Raw genomic sequence first — 19,501 nt, 5'->3', positions numbered from 1 at the left:
CTATTGTCCCAACTTGAGGCGAGCGGTCTCGCCACTGGTGAACGGCGCTACGTCCACAGGCTGGCCGTTGTAGGCCACTTGCGCGCCACGGGCAAAGCCCAGACGCAGCGTCAAAGGAGGCTTGCCGCCCTGGTCGAGCGTATCTCCCTTACGTTTCAGACCGCTGAACAGCACTTTGCCGTTGCCATCGGTGACTTGCGTCCAGCAGTCAGCGATGAAGGTAATCTGGATGTGACCATCACCGGCGATCAACGCTGGGGTGGTCGGCGCAGAAATCGCAGGAGCAGCCGGTGCGGCTGGGGCAGGCGTCGCAGGAGCCGGCACGGGGGCGACCGGGGCAGTCGCTGGAGCGGCCGGTACAGCAGCGGTCGCAGCCGGGGCGGCTTCCGGCGCGGGTTGTTCTGCGGTGGCAGGCGCTTCTGGCGCAGCCTGGCCTTCGGCAACGGCCTGGTCTTCCGGCTCGTCCAACGGATGAATCTGGGTGGTGCCGTCGGCGCTTTCGACTTCGACGTGCTCCATGGCGTTGCTGGTCAGGTCCTTGTTGCGCTGGGACGTCTGGTCTTGCCACCAGACAAAACCGCCGCCGATCACGGCGATCAGCAACAACAGGCTGACAATTCGCAAAATGGTGTGGGAAACCCGCACTGGCTCTTCGATACGCCCCAGGCCATGGACATTGCTGCCCTGGGAGTCGGTGCCGGTGAACTGGTCGAATTCCTGGACCAGGACTGCCTGGTCGATACCCAGCAATTTGGCGTAGGCGCGGATATAACCACGGGCGAAAGTATGCCCAGGCAGTTTATCGAACGCGCCGGCTTCCAGGTTGGCCAGGGAGGTACTGGTCAAATTGAGCTTGAGGGCCACTTCTGCCAGCGACCAACCATTGCTTTCGCGGGCCTGACGCAAGGTGTCGCCTGGGTTTACGCGATTAGCTGCTACAACTTCCGGGTGCGCGGCTTTCATCATTGCTCCGACAGGTATTGCTGATATTCCGGCGTACCGGGATAGAGTCGTTCGAGTTGCTGGCCAAAACGCGCGGCCGTGTCGGGTTCTTCATGAACCGTCGCCAGCCGCACACCGAGCAATAGACTACGTGCATTTTGCCCGCTGAGCAGGCTAAAACGCTCGTAATAGTCACGTGCCGGCACATAATGCCTGTCTTCGTAGGACAACTCAGCCATTTCGAGCAATGCCCGAGGCTGACGACCATTCATATGCAGGGCTTTTTCCAGCTGCCGGCGTGCGTTGTCACGCTGACCGAGCCGCATCGACGTCACGCCGAGGTTCTCGAATACACGGGAACGCTCAGGATAGAGGGTATCGGCGCTGGCTTGCCGGAAATAAAGGGCGGCCTGGTCATAACGTTTCTGTTCGAACAGGAAGCTGCCGTAGTTGTTCAGCAATCTTGGATCGGCAGGACGTGCCGCCAGGGCCTTGAGAAAATACTGCGCGGCCAGTTCCGGCTCGGCCTGGGCCTGGAACACAAGGGCGAGCGCAGCATTGGTATCCGCATCGTCGCGGTCCAGCTCTAGGGCCTGCTTCAAGGGCGCCTTGGCTTGCTCACTCATACCTTGTTGCAAGTAACCCAACCCCAGTTGCACATAGGCAACTCGCGCCTCGTCACGGCCTTTACCGGTTTGCAAAGGGCTGTCATGGCCCGATGAAACACAACCGGCCGCAAGACCGGTAACAAGCAAAAGCAGCGCAAGGCGCAAGGGCATAGAGATCCTCTCTCAGATTCGATTCACAGCAATCAGCGGCAAATCGTCGGCGGCGCTCAATTCGCGTCCGGCGATGTAACGCTCACTGCGGCGGGTGCGGTCCATCACCTGCCCGACCAACTGACCACAGGCGGCATCGATGTCTTCACCACGCGTGGTACGGACAGTGACGTTATAGCCAGCCTGGTGCAGCAGGTCCTGGAAACGGCGGATAGCATTGTTGCTTGGCCGCTCGTAGCCAGAATGTGGAAACGGGTTGAACGGGATCAGGTTGATCTTGCACGGGGTGTTCTTGAGCAACTCGATCATCTCGACCGCGTGTTCGACCTTGTCGTTGATGTCTTTGAGCAGGGTGTACTCAACGGTCAACACGCGTTTCTCGCCCAAGGTCGCCATGTAACGCTGGCAGGATTCGAGCAGCATCTTAAGCGGATACTTCTTGTTGATCGGCACCAATTGGTTACGCAATGCGTCATTGGGTGCGTGCAGCGACAACGCCAGGGAGACGTCGATGTGCTTGGCCAGCTCATCGATCATCGGGACCACGCCGGAGGTCGACAGAGTCACGCGGCGCTTGGAGATGCCGTAGCCCAGGTCGTCCATCATCAGGTGCATGGCCGAGATGACGTTGTCGAAGTTCAGCAGCGGCTCACCCATGCCCATCATCACCACGTTGGTGATGGCACGGTCGACGGTTGCCGGGACGCTGCCAAAGGATTTGTTGGCAATCCACACCTGGCCGATGACTTCGGCGGCGGTGAGGTTGCTATTGAAGCCTTGCTTGCCGGTGGAGCAGAAACTGCAGTCCAGGGCACAGCCTGCCTGGGACGAAACGCACAAGGTGCCACGTTTGCCCTGGGGAATGTACACGGTCTCGACGCAGCTACCGGACGCCACGCGCACCACCCACTTACGGGTGCCGTCGCTGGAGATGTCCTCGCTGACCACTTCGGGACCACGGACCTCGGCAATGGCCTTGAGCTTGTCGCGCAGGGCCTTGCTGACGTTCGTCATGGCGTCGAAATCATCGACACCAAAGTGGTGAATCCATTTCATTACCTGACCGGCACGGAAACGCTTCTCCCCGATTGAGTCGAAGAATTTCTCCATTTCCGGCTGGGTCAGACCCAGCAGGTTGGTTTTAACAGTCGATGTAGTCATGGATTCACCCTCACTCTTTAAGCCAATGCTTAGCGAGCGGTTACTTCAGTAGCAGCGAAAAAGTACGAGATTTCGCGAGCAGCGGCAGCTTCGGAGTCCGAGCCGTGTACAGCGTTGGCGTCGATGGATTCAGCGAAGTCAGCACGGATGGTGCCGGCAGCAGCTTCTTTAGGGTTGGTAGCGCCCATCAGCTCACGGTTCAGAGCGATAGCGTTTTCGCCTTCCAGAACCTGAACAACAACAGGACCGGAGATCATGAAGGCAACCAGGTCGCCGAAGAAACCACGAGCGCTGTGCTCAGCGTAGAAGCCTTCAGCTTCAGCCTTGGACAGTTGCTTGAGTTTCGAAGCTACAACCTTCAGGCCGGCTTTTTCGAAACGAGTGGTGATCTCGCCGATGACGTTTTTTGCAACAGCGTCAGGCTTGATGATGGAGAAAGTACGTTGAACAGCCATGGTGTAACTCCAGAAACGGTAATTTACGAAAAATTAAACCCGCGAATTATACGCGGGTTATTGGGTATTGCCTAACTGCGTAAAAAGGCGGTTCAGTCTGCTTCTTCGATCCACAGGCCTTGAATCGCCTCCAGAACCTTTTCGCCACCCCGATCCGGGATGTCGTCGAATTCCGGCAGCGCCATCACCAAATTGCGTAGCGTGACGAAGTTCACCGATAGAGGATTGACGTCCGGGTGAGCTTCAGCAAGTTGTATAGCGATTTCTTGTACATCAACCCATTTCAGGCTCATGACATTTCCTTGAATCAATGCGGCGCTTCGGCTGCATGGTTGAGGGAATATTTTGGAATTTCGACGGTGATGTCTTCCGTTCCGACCTTTGCCTGACAGCTTAGGCGCGAATGCGCTTCCAGGCCCCAGGCACGGTCAAGAAAGTCCTCTTCCAGCTCGTCAGCTTCTTCCAGGGTATTGAAACCCTCGCGAATGATGCAGTGACACGTGGTGCAGGCGCAGACGCCGCCGCAAGCACTTTCGATCTCGATGTGGTTGTCGTGGGCAACTTCGAGGATGGACTTGCCGGTCTCAGCCTCCACGACCATACCGTCCGGGCAATGCTCGGCGTGTGGCAGAAAAATGACCTGCGGCATTAATTATTCCTCGATTTCATTCAGATTGCGTCCCGCCAGGGCGGCTTTCACCGTCTGGTCCATACGACGGGCGGCAAAGGCATCGGTCACCTGCGACAGGCGCTTGGTCTGCTGCTCGATGGCATAACCATCGGTGCCTTTCATCAGTTCGGCCAATTCCTGCATCTGCAGGTCGATGACCATGCGTTCTTCGGCATCCAGCAGGCGCTCGCCGTCAGCGTCCAGCGCGCCCTGCACAGCTTCGAGCAGGCGCTGGGCATCGACTTGTTGCTCACGCAATACGCGAGCAACCTTGTCGTCACCGGCGTACTGGAACGAGTCCTTGAGCATCTTGGCGATTTCGCCGTCGGTGAGACCGTAGGACGGCTTGACCTGGATACTGGCTTCAACGCCCGAACCCAACTCGCGCGCGGCCACATTCAGCAGGCCATCGGCGTCGACCTGGAAGGTCACGCGAATCTTCGCCGCACCCGCGACCATCGCCGGAATACCGCGCAATTCAAAGCGCGCCAGGGAGCGACAGTCGCTGATCAGCTCGCGCTCACCTTGCAGCACATGGATCATCATGGCCGTCTGGCCATCTTTGTAGGTGGTGAAGTCCTGGGCGCGGGCAACGGGAATGGTGGTGTTACGTGGAATCACCTTTTCCATCAGGCCGCCCATGGTTTCCAGCCCCAGGGACAACGGAATGACGTCGAGCAGCAGCAACTCGCCACCGTCGCGCTTGTTGCCAGCCAGGGTATCGGCCTGAATCGCAGCGCCAATGGCGACCACTTGATCCGGGTCGATTTCGGTTAGCGGCTGACGACCAAAGGCTTCGGCGACGGCCTCTCGAACACGCGGCACACGGGTGGAACCGCCCACCATGACCACGGCACCGACGTCTTCCAGCTCGATACCGGAGTCACGCACGGCACGGCGGCAGGCTTTCAGGCTACGGGCGACCATCGGCTCGATCAACGAATCGAAGGCTTCGCGAGTCAGCTGGGCCGACCAGTTGCCGTAGGACACTTCAACGGTGGGCGCGTCAGTCAGCGCTTCTTTAGCGGCGCAGGCCGCTTGCAACAGGCTGCGCTGCGCGCCTGGATCCAGGTCAGCGGACAGGCCGGCGTTGCTGATGATCCAGCCTGCGATGGCGTGATCAAAGTCATCGCCGCCCAGGGCGCTGTCGCCACCGGTGGCCAACACTTCGAAGACACCGCCGGTCAGGCGCAGGATCGAAATATCAAAAGTACCACCACCCAGGTCATAGATAGCGACCAGGCCTTCGGCGTGCTGGTCCAGACCATAGGCCACGGCCGCAGCAGTCGGTTCGTTGAGCAGGCGCAGCACATTCAGGCCGGCAAGTTTCGCCGCATCCTTGGTGGCTTGACGCTGGGCATCATCGAAATAAGCTGGAACAGTGATCACCGCTCCCACCAGTTCGCCGCCCAAGGTGGACTCCGCACGCTGGCGCAGCACCTTGAGGATATCGGCCGACACTTCCACCGGGCTTTTCGGGCCCTGCACGGTGTCGATGAACGGCATGTGGGATTCGCCGCCAACAAAGCGGTACGGCAGTTGGTCGCCCAGTTGCTTGACGTCGGACAGACCACGACCCATCAAGCGCTTGACCGACAGCACGGTATTCAAGGGATCGGTAGACGCCGCCAACTTGGCCGACTCGCCCACTTCGGTGCGATCCGCGTGATAACGCACGGCAGACGGCAGGATCACCTGGCCATCAGCGTCGGGCAACGGCTCGGACAGGCCGCTGCGCAAGGCAGCGACCAGGGAATTGGTGGTGCCCAGGTCAATCCCGACCGCCAGGCGACGCTGGTGCGGTTGAGGGCTTTGGCCGGGTTCGGCGATTTGCAGTAGGGCCATGGTAATCAGGTCTTATCTGTCTATCAGGCGTGCATCACGGGCAGCACACGGGGTTAATCGTCGAGGCGCTCTTCTAGTTGGCGCACTTCGTAGGTGAGCTTGTCGAGGAACTGCATGCGCCGCATCAGGCGTTCGGCCTGTTCGCGTTGCGCGGCATCATTCCAACAAGCTGCGAAGCTTTCGTTCAGTTCATCCTGGGCCATTTTCAGACGACGCTTGAAGACCGCGACGCCAGCCAGGTCGGCTTCGTCCTGCAAGTCTTCGAGTTCTTCACGCCACTGCATCTGTTGCATCAGGAAGTCCGGGTCATGCACGGTCACTTCCAGGGGCAACTCACCACCGTTCATCGCGAGCAGATAACGCGCGCGTTTCGGGGGGCTCTTGAGGGTCTGATAGGCTTCGTTGAGGCTGGCCGATTGCTCCAGCGCCAGGCGTTGCTCACGCTCGGTAGCGTCAGCGAAGCGGTCCGGATGCACCCCACGCGCCAATTCTCGGTAGCGCGTGGCAAGCTGCTCGAGGTCCAGCCGAAAACTCGGCTGCAACTCGAATAAAGCGAAATGACAAGGAGTACCCACGAATAGCCTCAGATGTTGAAGCTTTCGCCGCAGCCACATTCACCGCGCACGTTGGGATTGTTGAACTTGAAGCCTTCGTTCAACCCTTCCTTGACGAAATCGAGCTCGGTGCCGTCCAGGTAGGTCAGGCTCTTAGGGTCGATGATCACTTTCTCGCCGTGACTTTCGAACACCTGGTCTTCCGCAACCACCTCGTCGACGAACTCCAGCACATAGGCAAGGCCGGAACAGCCCGTGGTGCGCACACCCAGACGAATCCCCTCACCTTTACCGCGCCCATTCAGGGAGCGGCGAATGTGCTGCGCAGCCGCTTCTGTCATGCTGATAGCCATCGTTGACTCCTTACTCGTCGCCCAATGCTTAGATCAAGCCTTTCTTCTGCTTGTAGTCGCGAACGGCCGCCTTGATGGCGTCTTCTGCGAGTACGGAACAGTGGATTTTCACTGGCGGCAAAGCCAGTTCTTCGGCCAGCTGGGTGTTGCTGATAGTGACAGCCTCATCCAGGGTCTTGCCTTTCATCCATTCGGTCGCCAGGGAGCTGGAGGCGATGGCCGAACCGCAGCCGTAGGTCTTGAACTTGGCGTCTTCGATAACGCCAGCGTCGTTGACCTTGATCTGCAGGCGCATCACGTCGCCGCACGCAGGGGCGCCGACCATGCCGGTGCCGACATCCGGGTCTTCCGCGTCCATCTTGCCGACGTTACGCGGGTTTTCGTAGTGGTCGATGACCTTTTCGCTGTAAGCCATGGTACTGAATCCTCACTCATCAGGGCCGCTCTGGAACCCTGTAGAAACGCCTGCGTTTTCCGCCACGTTCCTACAGAGCTGGGGTGGCGGCTTCTATAGTTAGTGTGCCGCCCACTCGATCTTGGAAATGTCGACGCCGTCTTTGTACATGTCCCACAGCGGCGACAAGGTACGCAGTTTGTTCACGGCCTCGCAGACTTTCTGCGCGGCGTAGTCGACTTGTTCTTCGGTGGTGAAGCGGCCGAACGTAAAGCGGATCGAGCTGTGTGCCAGTTCGTCGTTGCGGCCCAGGGCGCGCAGCACGTACGAAGGCTCAAGGGACGCCGAGGTGCAGGCCGAACCGGACGAAACCGCCAGGTCCTTGAGCGCCATGATCAGCGACTCGCCTTCGACGTAGTTGAAGCTCAAATTCAGGTTGTGCGGTACACGAGCGGTCATGCTGCCGTTGATGTACAGCTCTTCAAGGTTCTCGACCTGCTTGTAGAAGCGGTCGCTAAGGGCCTTGATGCGCACGTTTTCGGCTGCCATGTCTTCCTTGGCTACACGGAAGGCTTCGCCCATGCCGACGATCTGGTGGGTCGCCAGCGTGCCCGAACGCATGCCGCGCTCGTGACCACCGCCGTGCATGGTGGCTTCGATGCGCACACGTGGCTTGCGGCTCACGTACAGGGCGCCGATGCCTTTAGGGCCGTAGGTCTTGTGGGCAGAGAACGACATCAGGTCGACTTTCAGCTTCGACAGGTCGATGTCGACCTTGCCGGTGGACTGAGCAGCGTCGACGTGCAGCAGGATGCCCTTGGAACGGGTCAGCTCGCCGATGGCGGCGATGTCGTTGATGGTGCCGATTTCGTTGTTCACGTGAATCACGGAAACCAGGATGGTGTCTTCACGCAGCGCGGCTTCGATCATGGCCGGGGTGACGATACCGTCGGTGGTTGGCTCGAGGTAGGTAACCTCGAAACCTTCACGCTCCAGTTGGCGCATGGTGTCGAGGACAGCCTTGTGCTCAATCTTGGTGGTGATCAGGTGCTTGCCTTTGGTCGCGTAGAAATGCGCCGCGCCCTTGATTGCCAGGTTGTCGGATTCGGTGGCACCGGAGGTCCAGACGATTTCGCGCGGGTCGGCGTTAACCAGGTCGGCGACTTGGCGACGAGCGTTCTCGACCGCTTCCTCGGCTTTCCAGCCGAATACGTGGGAACGGGAGGCCGGGTTGCCGAAGTTTCCGTCGACCAGCAGGCATTCGCTCATCTTTTGCGCGACACGCGGATCAACCGGGGTGGTCGCTGAGTAATCAAGGTAAATCGGCAATTTCATGGACTTTCTCCTAAATCAGGCTGGCTGGCGTGCCGTTAGCTCTTCGGCTGTCACTCGACGGCGGACGCTTCAATCTTGTCCAGACGCGGCGCCTTGGTATTGCAACGGCGCTGGTCCTGACGCTGGGCTACTTCTTGCACCTCACGGCGAGTCACAAGATCGGCCAAGCTGATACCACTCAAAAACTCATGGATCTGCAGGCTCAAGTCACACCACAAGTGGTGTGTCAGGCAGGTGTCGCCGGCGTGGCAATCACCCAGGCCCTGGCATTTGGTGGCGTCGACGGATTCGTTGACCGCATCGATCACCTGGGCCACCTGGATACCCTGCATGTCGCGGGACAATTGGTAGCCGCCGCCTGGACCACGAACACTGGAAACCAGGTTGCTGCGGCGCAATTTGGCGAACAGTTGCTCAAGGTAGGACAGGGAAATGCCTTGGCGCTCGGAGATATCGGCCAGGGACACCGGCCCAGTTTGCGCGTGCAAGGCCAGGTCTAGCATGGCGGTCACCGCGTATCGGCCTTTTGTAGTCAGTCTCATGGACAATTACCAAGGTGTTTCAGAATGTGGGCAAGTATGCGATTCCCGAGTATTTAAGTCAACTATAAGACCTAGTACTTTAGTCAGGATTACCCGTAAAAAGGGCGCGCGAATCATAGCAGGAAGGGGTGGGGACGACCAGCGGGAACAGGGCCGAAAAGGAATCCAGATACCAATGGGCGTCAGAATGTGGGAGGGGGCTTGCCCCCGATAGCGGTGTATCAGCCATAAAAATGGTGGCTGACACATTGCCTATCGGGGGCAAGCCCCCTCCCACATTTGAGTTGCACTGGTCGCGAGACCTCAACCAGCCTTGGACGCAGCTTCGTCCTTAATCTCGGCGAAGTCTTCTTCGCGCAGCTCTGGCAGATCCTTCGCACAGTAAGGGCTGCCCAGGTCTTTCAGCGCACCGCACATCCCTTCAAGCTTGCCATCCACTGCTTGCAGATGGTCGAGCAACTGGCCGATAGCGCGCGCCACAGGGTCAGGCATGTCCTCGCTGACACCATAGGCATCAAAGCCGATCTTCTCGGCCATGGCCTTGCGCTTGGCTTCCTGCTCATCACCAACTTCCGGCTTGAAGATAATCCGCCCAGGAATACCGACAACCGTTGCACCCGGTGGCACAGCCTTGGTCACCACGGCGTTGGAACCCACCTTGGCACCGGCGCCGACCGTAAATGGACCGAGCACCTTGGCACCCGCCCCCACTACCACGCCATCACCCAATGTCGGGTGACGCTTGCCTTTATTCCAGCTGGTGCCACCAAGGGTCACGCCCTGATACAAGGTTACGTCATCGCCGATTTCAGCGGTTTCGCCAATCACGATGCCCATACCATGGTCGATAAAGAAACGGCGCCCCACCTTGGCGCCCGGGTGAATCTCAATCCCGGTCAACCAGCGCCCGAAGTTCGACACCAGCCGCGCCAGCCATTTCCAGCCCATCCCCCACAAGGCACCGGATAGGCGGTGAATCCAGATCGCGTGCATGCCCGGGTAGCAGGTGAGCACTTCAAAGGCGTTGCGCGCCGCCGGATCACGATGGAAAACACTCTGGATATCTTCTCGCAAACGCTCGAACATTTTTAATCCTTCCGCTTAAGAAGCTCGCCACGGGCCGCTTTCTGGGTTTCCGTGAGGATGCCACGCAATATATTCATTTCCGCTCGACTGACCGAGCTACGCCCGTACAAGCGACGCAGGCGTGCCATCAAGTGCCGTGGTTTTTCAGGATCGAGGAATTCGATGGCCACCAGGGTTTGTTCCAGGTGTTCATAGAATCGCTCCAACTCGTCCATCGTGGCCAACTCGCCACTTTTGGTCGACGCGACTTCTTCCTTCTCCACTTTGCTTGGCTGACCAGCAGCCGCCAGCCAGGCCATACGCACTTCATAGGTCAACACCTGTACCGCCGCCCCTAGGTTCAGCGAGCTGAATTCAGGGTCGGATGGAATGTGTACGTGGTAATGACATCGCTGTAGCTCTTCATTGGTGAGGCCGGAGTCTTCACGACCGAACACCAGGGCGATTTCGGCGCCGCCGGCTGCCTCTTCCACCACTTTGGTACCGCACTCGCGCGGATCCAGCAGCGGCCAAGGGATACGACGATCACGGGCACTCGTGCCCAGCACCAGGTTGCAGCCGACCAACGCGTCTTCCAACGTGGCGACGACCTGCGCTTTTTCCAGGATGTCATTGGCACCGGACGCTCGGGCATCAGCCTCGTGGTGCGGGAACACACGCGGCTCGACCAGCACCAGGCGCGTCAGCCCCATGTTTTTCATGGCTCGCGCCACCCCACCGATATTGCCGGGATGACTGGTATTGACCAAGACGACACGAATGTTTTGCAGCAAGGGAGGCGCTCTCGGACATAGGAAAGGGGAGCAAATCTTACAGAACAGCCTAAGGTTATGCCATGAAAGCTAACGTCGTCCTTCACCTGAAGAAAGTTTCTGCTAGAATGCTCGGCTTTCTTTAACAACCTTAGGTGACACATCCATGCAGCCCATGCTGAATATCGCGCTGCGCGCCGCCCGCAGCGCCAGTGAATTGATCTTCCGCTCCATCGAGCGCCTGGATACCATCAAGGTCGACGAAAAAGACGCCAAGGATTATGTATCCGAGGTGGATCGCGCCGCCGAGCAGAAAATCATCGACGCGCTGCGCAAGGCCTACCCTACCCACGGCATCCTCGGTGAAGAAACCGGCCTGCACAAAGGTAGCGGCGAAGGCGAAGACTACCTGTGGATCATCGACCCACTGGATGGCACCACCAACTTCCTGCGCGGCATTCCGCACTTTGCCGTGAGCATCGCGTGCAAATACCGCGGCCGTCTGGAGCACGCCGTTGTGCTGGACCCGGTTCGCCAGGAAGAATTCACCGCCAGCCGTGGCCGTGGCGCCCAACTGAATGGTCGCCGCCTGCGCGTCAGCGGCCGCACCAGCCTGGACGGCGCCCTGCTGGGTACTGGCTTCCCGTTCCGTGACGACCAGATGGACAATCTGGAAAACTACCTGGGCATGTTCCGCGCCCTGGTTGGCCAGACTGCCGGTATCCGTCGTGCTGGTGCAGCGAGCCTGGACCTGGCCTACGTGGCTGCCGGCCGTTTCGATGCGTTCTGGGAATCGGGCCTGTCCGAGTGGGACATGGCTGCAGGCGCCCTGTTGATCCAGGAAGCTGGCGGCTTGGTCAGCGACTTCACCGGCGGTCACGACTTCCTTGAAAAAGGTCACGTGGTTGCAGGTAACACCAAATGCTTCAAGGCAGTACTGACGGCCATCCAGCCGCACCTGCCGGCTTCGCTGAAGCGTTAAGCGAGCAAGCACAAAAAAGCACCCCAAGGGGTGCTTTTTTTTGCCTGGGATTTGGCGCTAACCGAGAGATCAGTAACACTAACAATCAAATGTGGGAGGGGGCTTGCCCCCGATAGCGGACAGTCAGTTAATAAATCTATAACTGACCCACCGTAATCGGGAGCAAGCCCCCTCCCACATTTTGAATTGCGCCAAACCTGGGATTACTGCTGGTTTTGACCCAGGATCAGACGACCTTCTTTGTCGACTGGAATCTGGCCGCCTGGATCACGATCCATGCGCACCGTGCCTTCCTTGCCATCCAGGTTGTAACGCACGTCATAACCAACCACCTTGTCGCTGATGTCATTGACGGTGTTACAGCGAGTCTGCGTCGTGGTGTAGGTATCGCGGTTCTGCATACCTTCCTGAACCTTGTTACCCGCATAACCACCACCGACCGCACCGGCGACGGTCGCCAGCTTCTTACCGTTGCCGCCACCGACCTGGTTACCCAACAGGCCACCGGCCAGCGCACCGACCACGGTGCCGACGATCTGATGCTGATCCTGCACCGGCTTCTGCCGAGTCACAGCGACGTCCTTGCAGACTTCGCGAGGGGTTTTAATCTGGGTTTTGACCGGCTGCACCGCCAGCACTTGCGCATACTCAGGGCCGCTTTTAACCAGGCTGTAGGTGGCAACAGCGCCCCCGGCAGTCACACCGACAGCACCCAATACCGCACCAACCAGCAACGACTTGTTCACGTGAACCTCCTGACCATCACAAGCGGACCGAAACGTCCGCGCTATACCCAGCCTTGGAGCAAAAAAAAAGGCACGAGTTCAATACTCGTGCCTTTCTTGTAACAGCGGATCAACAATCGCCCATCAAGGGCGGTCGTCGACCTCCTTGCCAGTGCTGGCCGGAGGGATCAGGTCTTCGCTGTTGAGGTTCAGCCAGATCAGCACCACGTTGGCGATGTAGATCGACGAGTAAGTGCCCGCCAGGACGCCGATGAACAGCGCCAGGGAGAAGCCCCACAGGTTATCGCCGCCGAAGATCATCAGTGCAGCAATCGCCAGCAAGGTGGAGATCGACGTGGCCATGGTGCGCAACAGGGTCTGAGTGGTGGATACGTTGATGTTCTCGATCAACGATGCCTTGCGCAGCACACGGAAGTTCTCACGAACCCGGTCGAATACCACGATGGTGTCATTGAGGGAGTAACCAATGATCGCCAGCACGGCAGCCAGTACGGTCAGGTCGAAGGTAATCTGGAAGTACGCCAGGATACCCACGGTCACGATCACGTCGTGAATCAGCGACACAATGGCGCCGACGCCAAACTTCCACTGAAAACGGAAGGCCAGGTAGATCATGATACCGACCAGCGCCAACAGCATGCCGAGGCCGCCCTGGTCGCGCAGCTCTTCACCTACCTGCGGCCCCACGAACTCGACGCGCTTGACCGACGCCGGGTTGTCGCCACCGACCTTCTGCAAGGCCTCGGCTACCTGGTGACCCAGTTGCGGGTCTTCGCCTGGCATACGCACCAGCAGGTCAGTGGTCGCACCAAAGCTCTGCACGATGGCTTCGTGATAGCCAGCCTTGACCAGCTCACTGCGCACCAGGGTAACGTCAGCAGGCTTCTCGTAGGTCAGCTCGATGAGCGTACCGCCGGTGAAGTCCAGACCGTAGTTCAGGCCCTTATGGAACCAGCTGAACAGCGCCAGAACGGTAAGGAGCACGGTGACGCCGAACGCAACGTTGCGAACGCCCATGAAGTTGATTGTACGTAACATGGCAGCCCCTTAAATCCACAACTTCTTGAAGTCACGCCCGCCAAAGATCAGGTTGACCATTGCGCGGGTCACCATGATGGCCGTGAACATCGAGGTAAAGATACCGAGGGACATGGTCACCGCAAAACCTTTGACCGGGCCGGTGCCCATGGCAAAGAGAATCCCGCCGACCAGCAAAGTGGTCAGGTTGGAGTCGAGAATCGCGGTAAATGCCCGGCCGAAGCCTTCGTTGATTGCACGCTGTACGGTCATGCCCGCAGCGATCTCTTCACGAATCCGCGAGAAGATCAGTACGTTGGCGTCTACCGCCATACCCATGGTGAGTACGATACCGGCGATACCTGGCAAGGTCAGTGTAGCCCCCAGCAGCGACATCAGAGCCAGCAGCATTACCATGTTGCCCGCCAAGGCAACGGTAGCGATGATGCCGAAGAAGCGGTAGATGGCGATGATGAACAGGGATACGAACAGCATGCCCCACAAGGCTGCGTCGATACCCTTGGTGATGTTGTCGGCACCCAGGCTTGGGCCAATGGTGCGCTCTTCGGCGAAGTACATTGGGGCAGCCAGGCCGCCCGCACGCAACAGCAGCGCCAGCTCAGACGACTCACCCTGACCGTTCAGGCCGGTGATACGGAATTGAGCACCCAGCGGCGACTGGATAGTCGCCAGGCTGATGATCTTTTTCTCTTCCTTGAAGGACTGTACCGGTACGTCTTTCTCGACACCGTCAACCACTTGCTTGGTGTAAGTGGTCACCGGGCGCTGCTCGATGAAGATCACTGCCATGCTGCGACCAACGTTGCTGCGCGTGGCCCGGCTCATCAGTTCGCCGCCGTGACCATCCAGACGGATGTTCACTTCTGGGGTGCCGTGCTCGCCGAAACCGGCCTTGGCGTCAGTCACCTGGTCACCGGTGATGATCAAGCCACGCTCGATCAACGCTGGAGGACGGTTGCCTTCGCGGAACTCAAATTCCTCGGCAGTGGCACGGGTAGCACCGGGCTCAGCCGCCAGACGGAATTCCAGGTTGGCGGTTTTACCCAGGATACGCTTGGCTTCAGCGGTGTCCTGTACACCCGGCAGCTCAACCACGATGCGATTGGCACCCTGGCGCTGAACGATAGGCTCAGCCACACCCAGCTCGTTGACGCGGTTACGTACCGTGGTCAAGTTCTGCTTGATGGAGTATTCGCGGATTTCCGCCAGCTTGGCCGGGGTCATCGCCAGACGCAGTACAGGCTGGCCGTTGAGGTCGGCCGGTACGATGTCGAAATCGTTGAAGTTCTTGCGGATCAGCGCACGGGCCTGTTCGCGGGAAGCTTCGTCAGAAAAGCCCAGCTGGATGGCACCGTTGAGCTGCGGCAGGCTGCGATAACGCAACTTCTCTTTGCGCAGCAGGCTCTTCACATCGCCTTCATAGACTTTCAGGCGTGCATCAAGGGCCTTGTCCATGTCGACTTCCAACAGGAAGTGCACACCGCCGGACAAGTCCAGACCCAGCTTCATCGGGTGCGCGCCAATGCTGCGCAGCCATTGTGGCGTGGTCTGTGCCAGGTTGAGCGCGACAACGTAGTCATCACCCATGGCCTTGCGCACGACATCCTTGGCCGGCAATTGGTCTTCTGCCTTGGTCAGGCGCAACAAACCGCCCTTAGCACCAGCCGCCAACGATGCCGCCTTGACCTGGATACCCGCGTCAGTGAGCGCTTTGCTCGCGCGTTCCAGGTCAGCCTGATTGACCTGCAGCGAAGTGCTGGCGCCAGTGATCTGGATCGCCGGGTCATCAGGATAGAGATTGGGAGCGGAATAAATAAAACCGATCGCCAGCACCGCCAGGATCAGTACGTATTTCCACAGAGGGTATTTGTTCAGCATCACGCCGCCCGCTTATAACGCGGGGCGCCTTGCGCGCCCCGTCGATTGGTAAAGGTTGGAACTTAGATCGCTTTGAGCGTGCCTTTTGGCAGCGTGGCGGCGATGGCGCCTTTCTGGAACTTCATTTCCACGGTGTCGGAGACTTCCAGAACCACGAAAGCGTCGGAGACCTTGGTGATCTTGCCAGCGATACCACCGGTGGTCACAACTTCGTCACCTTTCTGCAGGCTGCCCAGCAGGTTCTTCTGCTCTTTGGCACGCTTGGCCTGTGGACGCCAGATCATCAGGTAGAAGATGACCAGGAAGCCGACCAGGAAAATCCACTCGAAACCACCGCCCATAGGACCGGCAGCGGCAGGCGCGGCGGCATCAGCCATGGCGTTAGAGATAAAAAAGCTCATTTAGCACTCCAGTTGCAAATAGTGAATCTTAGGGTCGGAAAACTCAGTCCAAGGGCGGCACAGGGAGCCCGCGCTTGGCATAGAAGGCATCGACGAAGGCGGCCAATGTACCCTGTTGAATAGCCTCGCGCAAACCAGCCATCAGGACTTGGTAGTGACGCAAATTGTGGATGGTATTCAACATGCTACCCAGCATTTCCCCACACTTGTCCAAATGGTGCAGATAAGCACGGGAGAAGTTCTGGCAGGTGTAGCAATCACAGGTGGGATCCAGCGGCGAATCATCATGGCGATGGAACGCGTTACGGATCTTCAGCACGCCTGTATCGATGAACAGATGCCCATTGCGGGCATTACGGGTTGGCATCACGCAATCGAACATGTCCACACCGCGGCGCACACCCTCTACGAGATCTTCCGGTTTGCCAACGCCCATAAGGTAACGAGGTTTGTCAGCGGGCATCAGGCCTGGCAGGTAATCCAGCACTTTGATCATTTCGTGCTTGGGTTCGCCTACCGACAAACCGCCAATGGCCAGGCCGTCAAAGCCGATCTTGTCGAGACCTTCCAGCGAGCGTTTGCGCAGGCTTTCATGCATGCCGCCCTGGACAATACCGAACAAAGCCGCCGTGTTGTCGCCATGGGCATTCTTCGAACGCTGGGCCCAACGCAGGGACAGCTCCATGGAGATCCGTGCGACATCTTCGTCGGCTGGGTACGGCGTACACTCGTCAAAAATCATTACGATGTCGGAGCCCAGGTCACGCTGCACCTGCATCGATTCTTCTGGCCCCATGAACACTTTGGACCCGTCCACCGGCGAGGCGAAGGTGACGCCCTCTTCCTTGATCTTGCGCATGGCGCCGAGGCTGAACACCTGGAAACCACCGGAGTCGGTGAGGATCGGGCCCTGCCACTTCATGAAGTCGTGCAGGTCACCATGTTTCTTGATCACTTCCGTGCCTGGGCGCAGCCACAGGTGGAAGGTGTTGCCAAGGATGATCTCGGCGCCCGTGGCGACGATGTCACGCGGCAGCATGCCCTTGACGGTGCCATAGGTACCGACCGGCATGAACGCCGGGGTTTCCACGGTGCCACGCGGGAAGGTAAGGCGGCCACGACGGGCTTTGCCGTCGGTGGCGAGCAATTCAAACGACATACGACTCATAGTTGTTCCTCTGGGCCGCGTGGCGCCGGGTTGCGGGTGATAAACATCGCATCACCGTAGCTGAAAAAACGGTATCCGTTGTCGATGGCAGCTTGATAAGCAGCCATGGTTTCCGGGTAACCGGCAAATGCCGAGACCAGCATCAACAGCGTGGATTCGGGCAAATGGAAATTGGTCACCAGGCAATCGACCACATGGAATGGTCGTCCTGGAAAGATGAAGATATCGGTATCGCCGCTGAACGGCTTCAGGACGCCATCACGCGCCGCGCTTTCCAGGGAGCGCACGCTGGTGGTCCCGACAGCCACCACTCGCCCGCCACGCGCCTTGCACGCCGTAACAGCGTCAACGACTTCCTGGGTGACTTCCAGCCACTCGCTGTGCATGTGGTGATCTTCGATGTTATCCACACGCACCGGCTGAAACGTGCCAGCCCCCACGTGCAGGGTCACATAAGCGGTTTCTACGCCTTTGGCGGCTATCGCATCCAGCAGCGGCTGGTCGAAGTGCAGCCCGGCGGTTGGCGCGGCAACGGCACCCAGGCGTTGGGAGTAGACAGTCTGGTAACGTTCGCGGTCCGAGTCTTCGTCGGGGCGGTCGATATACGGCGGCAACGGCATATGGCCGACGCGCTCCAGCAACGGCAGAACCTCTTCGGCAAACTTGAGCTCGAACAGCGCATCATGACGCGCAACCATCTCGGCTTCGCCACCGCCATCGATGAGGATGCTGGCACCCGGTTTCGGCGATTTGCTGGAACGCACATGGGCCAGTACGCGATGACTGTCCAGTACGCGCTCCACCAGAATTTCCAACTTGCCACCGGAAGCTTTCTGGCCAAACAGCCGCGCTGGAATCACACGGGTATTGTTGAACACCATCAGATCGCCGGGGCGCAAATGCTCAAGCAAATCAGTGAATTGACGGTGTGCGAGGGCACCGCTCACCCCGTCCAGGGTAAGCAGGCGACTGGCGCGACGCTCGGCCAAAGGGTGGCGAGCAATCAGCGAATCAGGGAGTTCAAAAGTAAAGTCAGCAACGCGCATGATGGAGTTCGTCTAGCAGGGCCGGGAAGTCTAGCGGAAATAGTGAAAATAGACCATGAAAGGTGATTGACCAACGGTAATCTCATCTCTATACTTCGCCGCCATTGAGCCCTGATGGCGGAATTGGTAGACGCGGCGGATTCAAAATCCGTTTTCGAAAGGAGTGGGAGTTCGAGTCTCCCTCGGGGCACCATCTTAAAGAAAGACCTTGAAATTCAAGGTCTTTTTTTTCGTCTGCCGAAAAGTGCTTCACCGGCAGGGAGCCTCCCCTCTCGATCAAAATACTCTGCAAGCCTTTGCAGGTTCTCATGCCTGGAAGAACAACTTCTGACTGCAACCCTCCACACCCTCCCATCACACTCTTCAGCCGCGCTACAGTGCACTTGAGAGAGTCGCATGGGCTAGCGGGATATGTGCGACGGTTCTATCCGAGATCATGTTTCTAGGGCGCCTCTGCGCCACACGACCTCTCGACGCTTTCAAGAAATAGTTTCGTCTGGCGGTTGGAGCTCAGGCAGATGACACAGCACGTCGATGGGGCGGATGCCGCGAGCTGTTTCATTTTGGAGCGCGCCGATTTGCGAGTCATCCACATGAAGCTGAAAAACTCCGGGAGACTCCCTAGCCGCTCAGGACAGTTATCAGGAAGGTCAGGCCGAAAGCCGTCACGCCGAATCAGCGCCCTGAGAAGCACACGCTAAAATCGCAGCGGCGTTGAACGATCAATCCATATCAAGAGATCGGCTCGCGCAATACGGCTGTCCCAAGTGACCGAATGCCCCCCCTTCAAATATCCACCGGTCACGCGCTTCAACCTCGCGACAGAGGCGCGTCTTTTCCTCCTGACTCCGCTCGATCCATCCAGGCTGCCAGTGGATCGTATCGATATGAATGACAGGCAGCTCGGTACGCTTACCCAATTCGCGAGCAAGGGTCGTTTTTCCTGAACCTGGCTGGCCAACAATCATGACGCGCTGCATGACACCTGACGACCGCACACCAGCAGTTCGAGATCAGGCATCAGAGTCGGATGGAGCTCTCACTCCAAACAACTGCTCAGCCAGCTGCGTGCCTCGTTCGAGCCCCTCCTCAGTCAGCCAAATCGATTTATTCCTGTTGACCGGGTTACTGATGAAACCATGCTCATGTAACCGGTTCATGATTTCGAAGTCGAACCCCTTCCAAGCATTGCCATCCTTCGAACTGAAGGCTGCCAATAGAGCAAGTACCGCGTCTTCAATCAGTTTTTCGTCGTATCCCATCATCGGCACTCCGTTCATATTCAACGGGCGTCATCGACGCTTGTGGGCATCCCCCCCATCCCGACCAGTGATGTGAGGATGGTCAGGGTTAAGTCACGATAACTTTTCTCGC

At 58.5% G+C, this 19,501-nt stretch carries 22 protein-coding genes, 1 tRNA gene and 1 pseudogene; 2 read left to right on the top strand and 22 right to left on the bottom strand.

The window, feature by feature from the left end; all coding sequences use genetic code 11:
• From DYL61_RS20550 to trmJ, 14 genes are all read right to left on the bottom strand, one after another.
• Positions 1-963, bottom strand: a complete 963-nt coding sequence (locus DYL61_RS20550; RefSeq protein WP_135309847.1) for a RodZ domain-containing protein — start codon at positions 961-963, stop codon at positions 1-3.
• Entirely contained in the window at positions 963-1,721 is a 759-nt protein-coding gene (pilW, locus tag DYL61_RS20545) for a type IV pilus biogenesis/stability protein PilW (protein WP_135309846.1), read from the bottom strand. Before pilW ends, DYL61_RS20550 begins: the two co-directional genes overlap by 1 nt.
• Positions 1,722-1,733: 12 nt before the next feature.
• Complete coding sequence (gene rlmN, locus DYL61_RS20540; protein WP_135309845.1) at positions 1,734-2,882, bottom strand: dual-specificity RNA methyltransferase RlmN; 1,149 nt, start codon at positions 2,880-2,882, stop codon at positions 1,734-1,736.
• A gap of 29 nt (positions 2,883-2,911) precedes the next feature.
• Positions 2,912-3,337 (bottom strand): nucleoside-diphosphate kinase, encoded by a 426-nt coding sequence (gene ndk / locus DYL61_RS20535; RefSeq protein ID WP_003175956.1) that lies wholly within the window; start codon positions 3,335-3,337, stop codon positions 2,912-2,914.
• 92 nt (positions 3,338-3,429) lie between these two features.
• On the bottom strand, positions 3,430-3,630 hold the full coding sequence (iscX, locus tag DYL61_RS20530) for a Fe-S cluster assembly protein IscX (protein WP_135291183.1): 201 nt from the start codon (positions 3,628-3,630) through the stop codon (positions 3,430-3,432).
• A gap of 14 nt (positions 3,631-3,644) precedes the next feature.
• Complete coding sequence (gene fdx, locus DYL61_RS20525; RefSeq protein WP_017736823.1) at positions 3,645-3,986, bottom strand: ISC system 2Fe-2S type ferredoxin; 342 nt, start codon at positions 3,984-3,986, stop codon at positions 3,645-3,647.
• Positions 3,987-3,989: 3 nt separating this feature from the next.
• Positions 3,990-5,852 (bottom strand): Fe-S protein assembly chaperone HscA, encoded by a 1,863-nt coding sequence (hscA, locus tag DYL61_RS20520; RefSeq protein ID WP_135309844.1) that lies wholly within the window; start codon positions 5,850-5,852, stop codon positions 3,990-3,992.
• Positions 5,853-5,905: 53 nt separating this feature from the next.
• Entirely contained in the window at positions 5,906-6,427 is a 522-nt protein-coding gene (gene hscB / locus DYL61_RS20515) for a co-chaperone HscB (RefSeq protein WP_135309843.1), read from the bottom strand.
• Positions 6,428-6,435: 8 nt separating this feature from the next.
• On the bottom strand, positions 6,436-6,759 hold the full coding sequence (gene iscA, locus DYL61_RS20510) for an iron-sulfur cluster assembly protein IscA (protein ID WP_003175963.1): 324 nt from the start codon (positions 6,757-6,759) through the stop codon (positions 6,436-6,438).
• 28 nt (positions 6,760-6,787) lie between these two features.
• Complete coding sequence (gene iscU / locus DYL61_RS20505) at positions 6,788-7,174, bottom strand: Fe-S cluster assembly scaffold IscU (protein WP_028617851.1); 387 nt, start codon at positions 7,172-7,174, stop codon at positions 6,788-6,790.
• Positions 7,175-7,273: 99 nt separating this feature from the next.
• Positions 7,274-8,488 carry an IscS subfamily cysteine desulfurase gene (locus tag DYL61_RS20500; RefSeq protein WP_135309842.1) on the bottom strand — a complete coding sequence of 405 codons (1,215 nt, stop codon included), beginning with the start codon at positions 8,486-8,488 and terminating at the stop codon, positions 7,274-7,276.
• Positions 8,489-8,538: 50 nt separating this feature from the next.
• A complete protein-coding gene (gene iscR / locus DYL61_RS20495) occupies positions 8,539-9,030 on the bottom strand; it encodes a Fe-S cluster assembly transcriptional regulator IscR (RefSeq protein WP_003194020.1) in 492 nt (163 codons plus the stop codon).
• 303 nt (positions 9,031-9,333) lie between these two features.
• Positions 9,334-10,116 carry a serine O-acetyltransferase gene (gene cysE, locus DYL61_RS20490; protein ID WP_135309841.1) on the bottom strand — a complete coding sequence of 261 codons (783 nt, stop codon included), beginning with the start codon at positions 10,114-10,116 and terminating at the stop codon, positions 9,334-9,336.
• Positions 10,117-10,118: 2 nt separating this feature from the next.
• Positions 10,119-10,889: a tRNA (cytosine(32)/uridine(32)-2'-O)-methyltransferase TrmJ gene (trmJ, locus tag DYL61_RS20485; RefSeq protein ID WP_025859279.1), complete on the bottom strand. Its 771-nt coding sequence runs from the start codon at positions 10,887-10,889 to the stop codon at positions 10,119-10,121.
• Between the two features lie 145 nt (positions 10,890-11,034).
• On the opposite strand from trmJ, the gene suhB reads away from it, so the two are divergent.
• Positions 11,035-11,850: a type III secretion system regulator SuhB gene (gene suhB / locus DYL61_RS20480; RefSeq protein WP_003175971.1), complete on the top strand. Its 816-nt coding sequence runs from the start codon at positions 11,035-11,037 to the stop codon at positions 11,848-11,850.
• Positions 11,851-12,053: 203 nt separating this feature from the next.
• On the opposite strand, the gene DYL61_RS20475 is transcribed toward suhB, so the two are convergent.
• The 6 genes from DYL61_RS20475 to queA all read right to left on the bottom strand — a co-directional run bounded on the left by DYL61_RS20475 (position 12,054) and on the right by queA (position 18,127).
• Positions 12,054-12,596: a glycine zipper 2TM domain-containing protein gene (locus DYL61_RS20475; RefSeq protein ID WP_092249227.1), complete on the bottom strand. Its 543-nt coding sequence runs from the start codon at positions 12,594-12,596 to the stop codon at positions 12,054-12,056.
• Positions 12,597-12,719: 123 nt separating this feature from the next.
• Positions 12,720-13,634, bottom strand: a complete 915-nt coding sequence (secF, locus tag DYL61_RS20470; RefSeq protein WP_135309840.1) for a protein translocase subunit SecF — start codon at positions 13,632-13,634, stop codon at positions 12,720-12,722.
• Positions 13,635-13,643: 9 nt separating this feature from the next.
• Complete coding sequence (secD, locus tag DYL61_RS20465; protein WP_135309839.1) at positions 13,644-15,512, bottom strand: protein translocase subunit SecD; 1,869 nt, start codon at positions 15,510-15,512, stop codon at positions 13,644-13,646.
• 62 nt (positions 15,513-15,574) lie between these two features.
• Positions 15,575-15,913: a preprotein translocase subunit YajC gene (gene yajC, locus DYL61_RS20460; protein ID WP_003175975.1), complete on the bottom strand. Its 339-nt coding sequence runs from the start codon at positions 15,911-15,913 to the stop codon at positions 15,575-15,577.
• A 43-nt stretch (positions 15,914-15,956) separates the two neighbouring features.
• Positions 15,957-17,072, bottom strand: coding sequence for a tRNA guanosine(34) transglycosylase Tgt (tgt, locus tag DYL61_RS20455; RefSeq protein WP_003175976.1), 1,116 nt, complete (start codon positions 17,070-17,072; stop codon positions 15,957-15,959).
• 5 nt (positions 17,073-17,077) lie between these two features.
• On the bottom strand, positions 17,078-18,127 hold the full coding sequence (gene queA, locus DYL61_RS20450; protein WP_135309838.1) for a tRNA preQ1(34) S-adenosylmethionine ribosyltransferase-isomerase QueA: 1,050 nt from the start codon (positions 18,125-18,127) through the stop codon (positions 17,078-17,080).
• A 108-nt stretch (positions 18,128-18,235) separates the two neighbouring features.
• Here queA and DYL61_RS20445 point away from each other — a divergent pair.
• Positions 18,236-18,320: transfer RNA gene (locus tag DYL61_RS20445), tRNA-Leu, on the top strand.
• A 249-nt stretch (positions 18,321-18,569) separates the two neighbouring features.
• On the opposite strand, the pseudogene DYL61_RS20440 reads toward DYL61_RS20445, so the two are convergent.
• Together DYL61_RS20440 and DYL61_RS20435 are read right to left on the bottom strand one after the other, a co-directional pair.
• Positions 18,570-19,107, bottom strand: a pseudogene (locus DYL61_RS20440) (AAA family ATPase).
• A 33-nt stretch (positions 19,108-19,140) separates the two neighbouring features.
• A complete protein-coding gene (locus tag DYL61_RS20435) occupies positions 19,141-19,392 on the bottom strand; it encodes a DUF6429 family protein (RefSeq protein ID WP_238704599.1) in 252 nt (83 codons plus the stop codon).
• Positions 19,393-19,501 lie beyond the last annotated feature (109 nt).

The organism is Pseudomonas nabeulensis (genome assembly GCF_004682045.1).
Taxonomy (GTDB): domain Bacteria; phylum Pseudomonadota; class Gammaproteobacteria; order Pseudomonadales; family Pseudomonadaceae; genus Aquipseudomonas; species Aquipseudomonas nabeulensis.
This window is presented reverse-complemented; position numbering and strand designations above follow the sequence as displayed.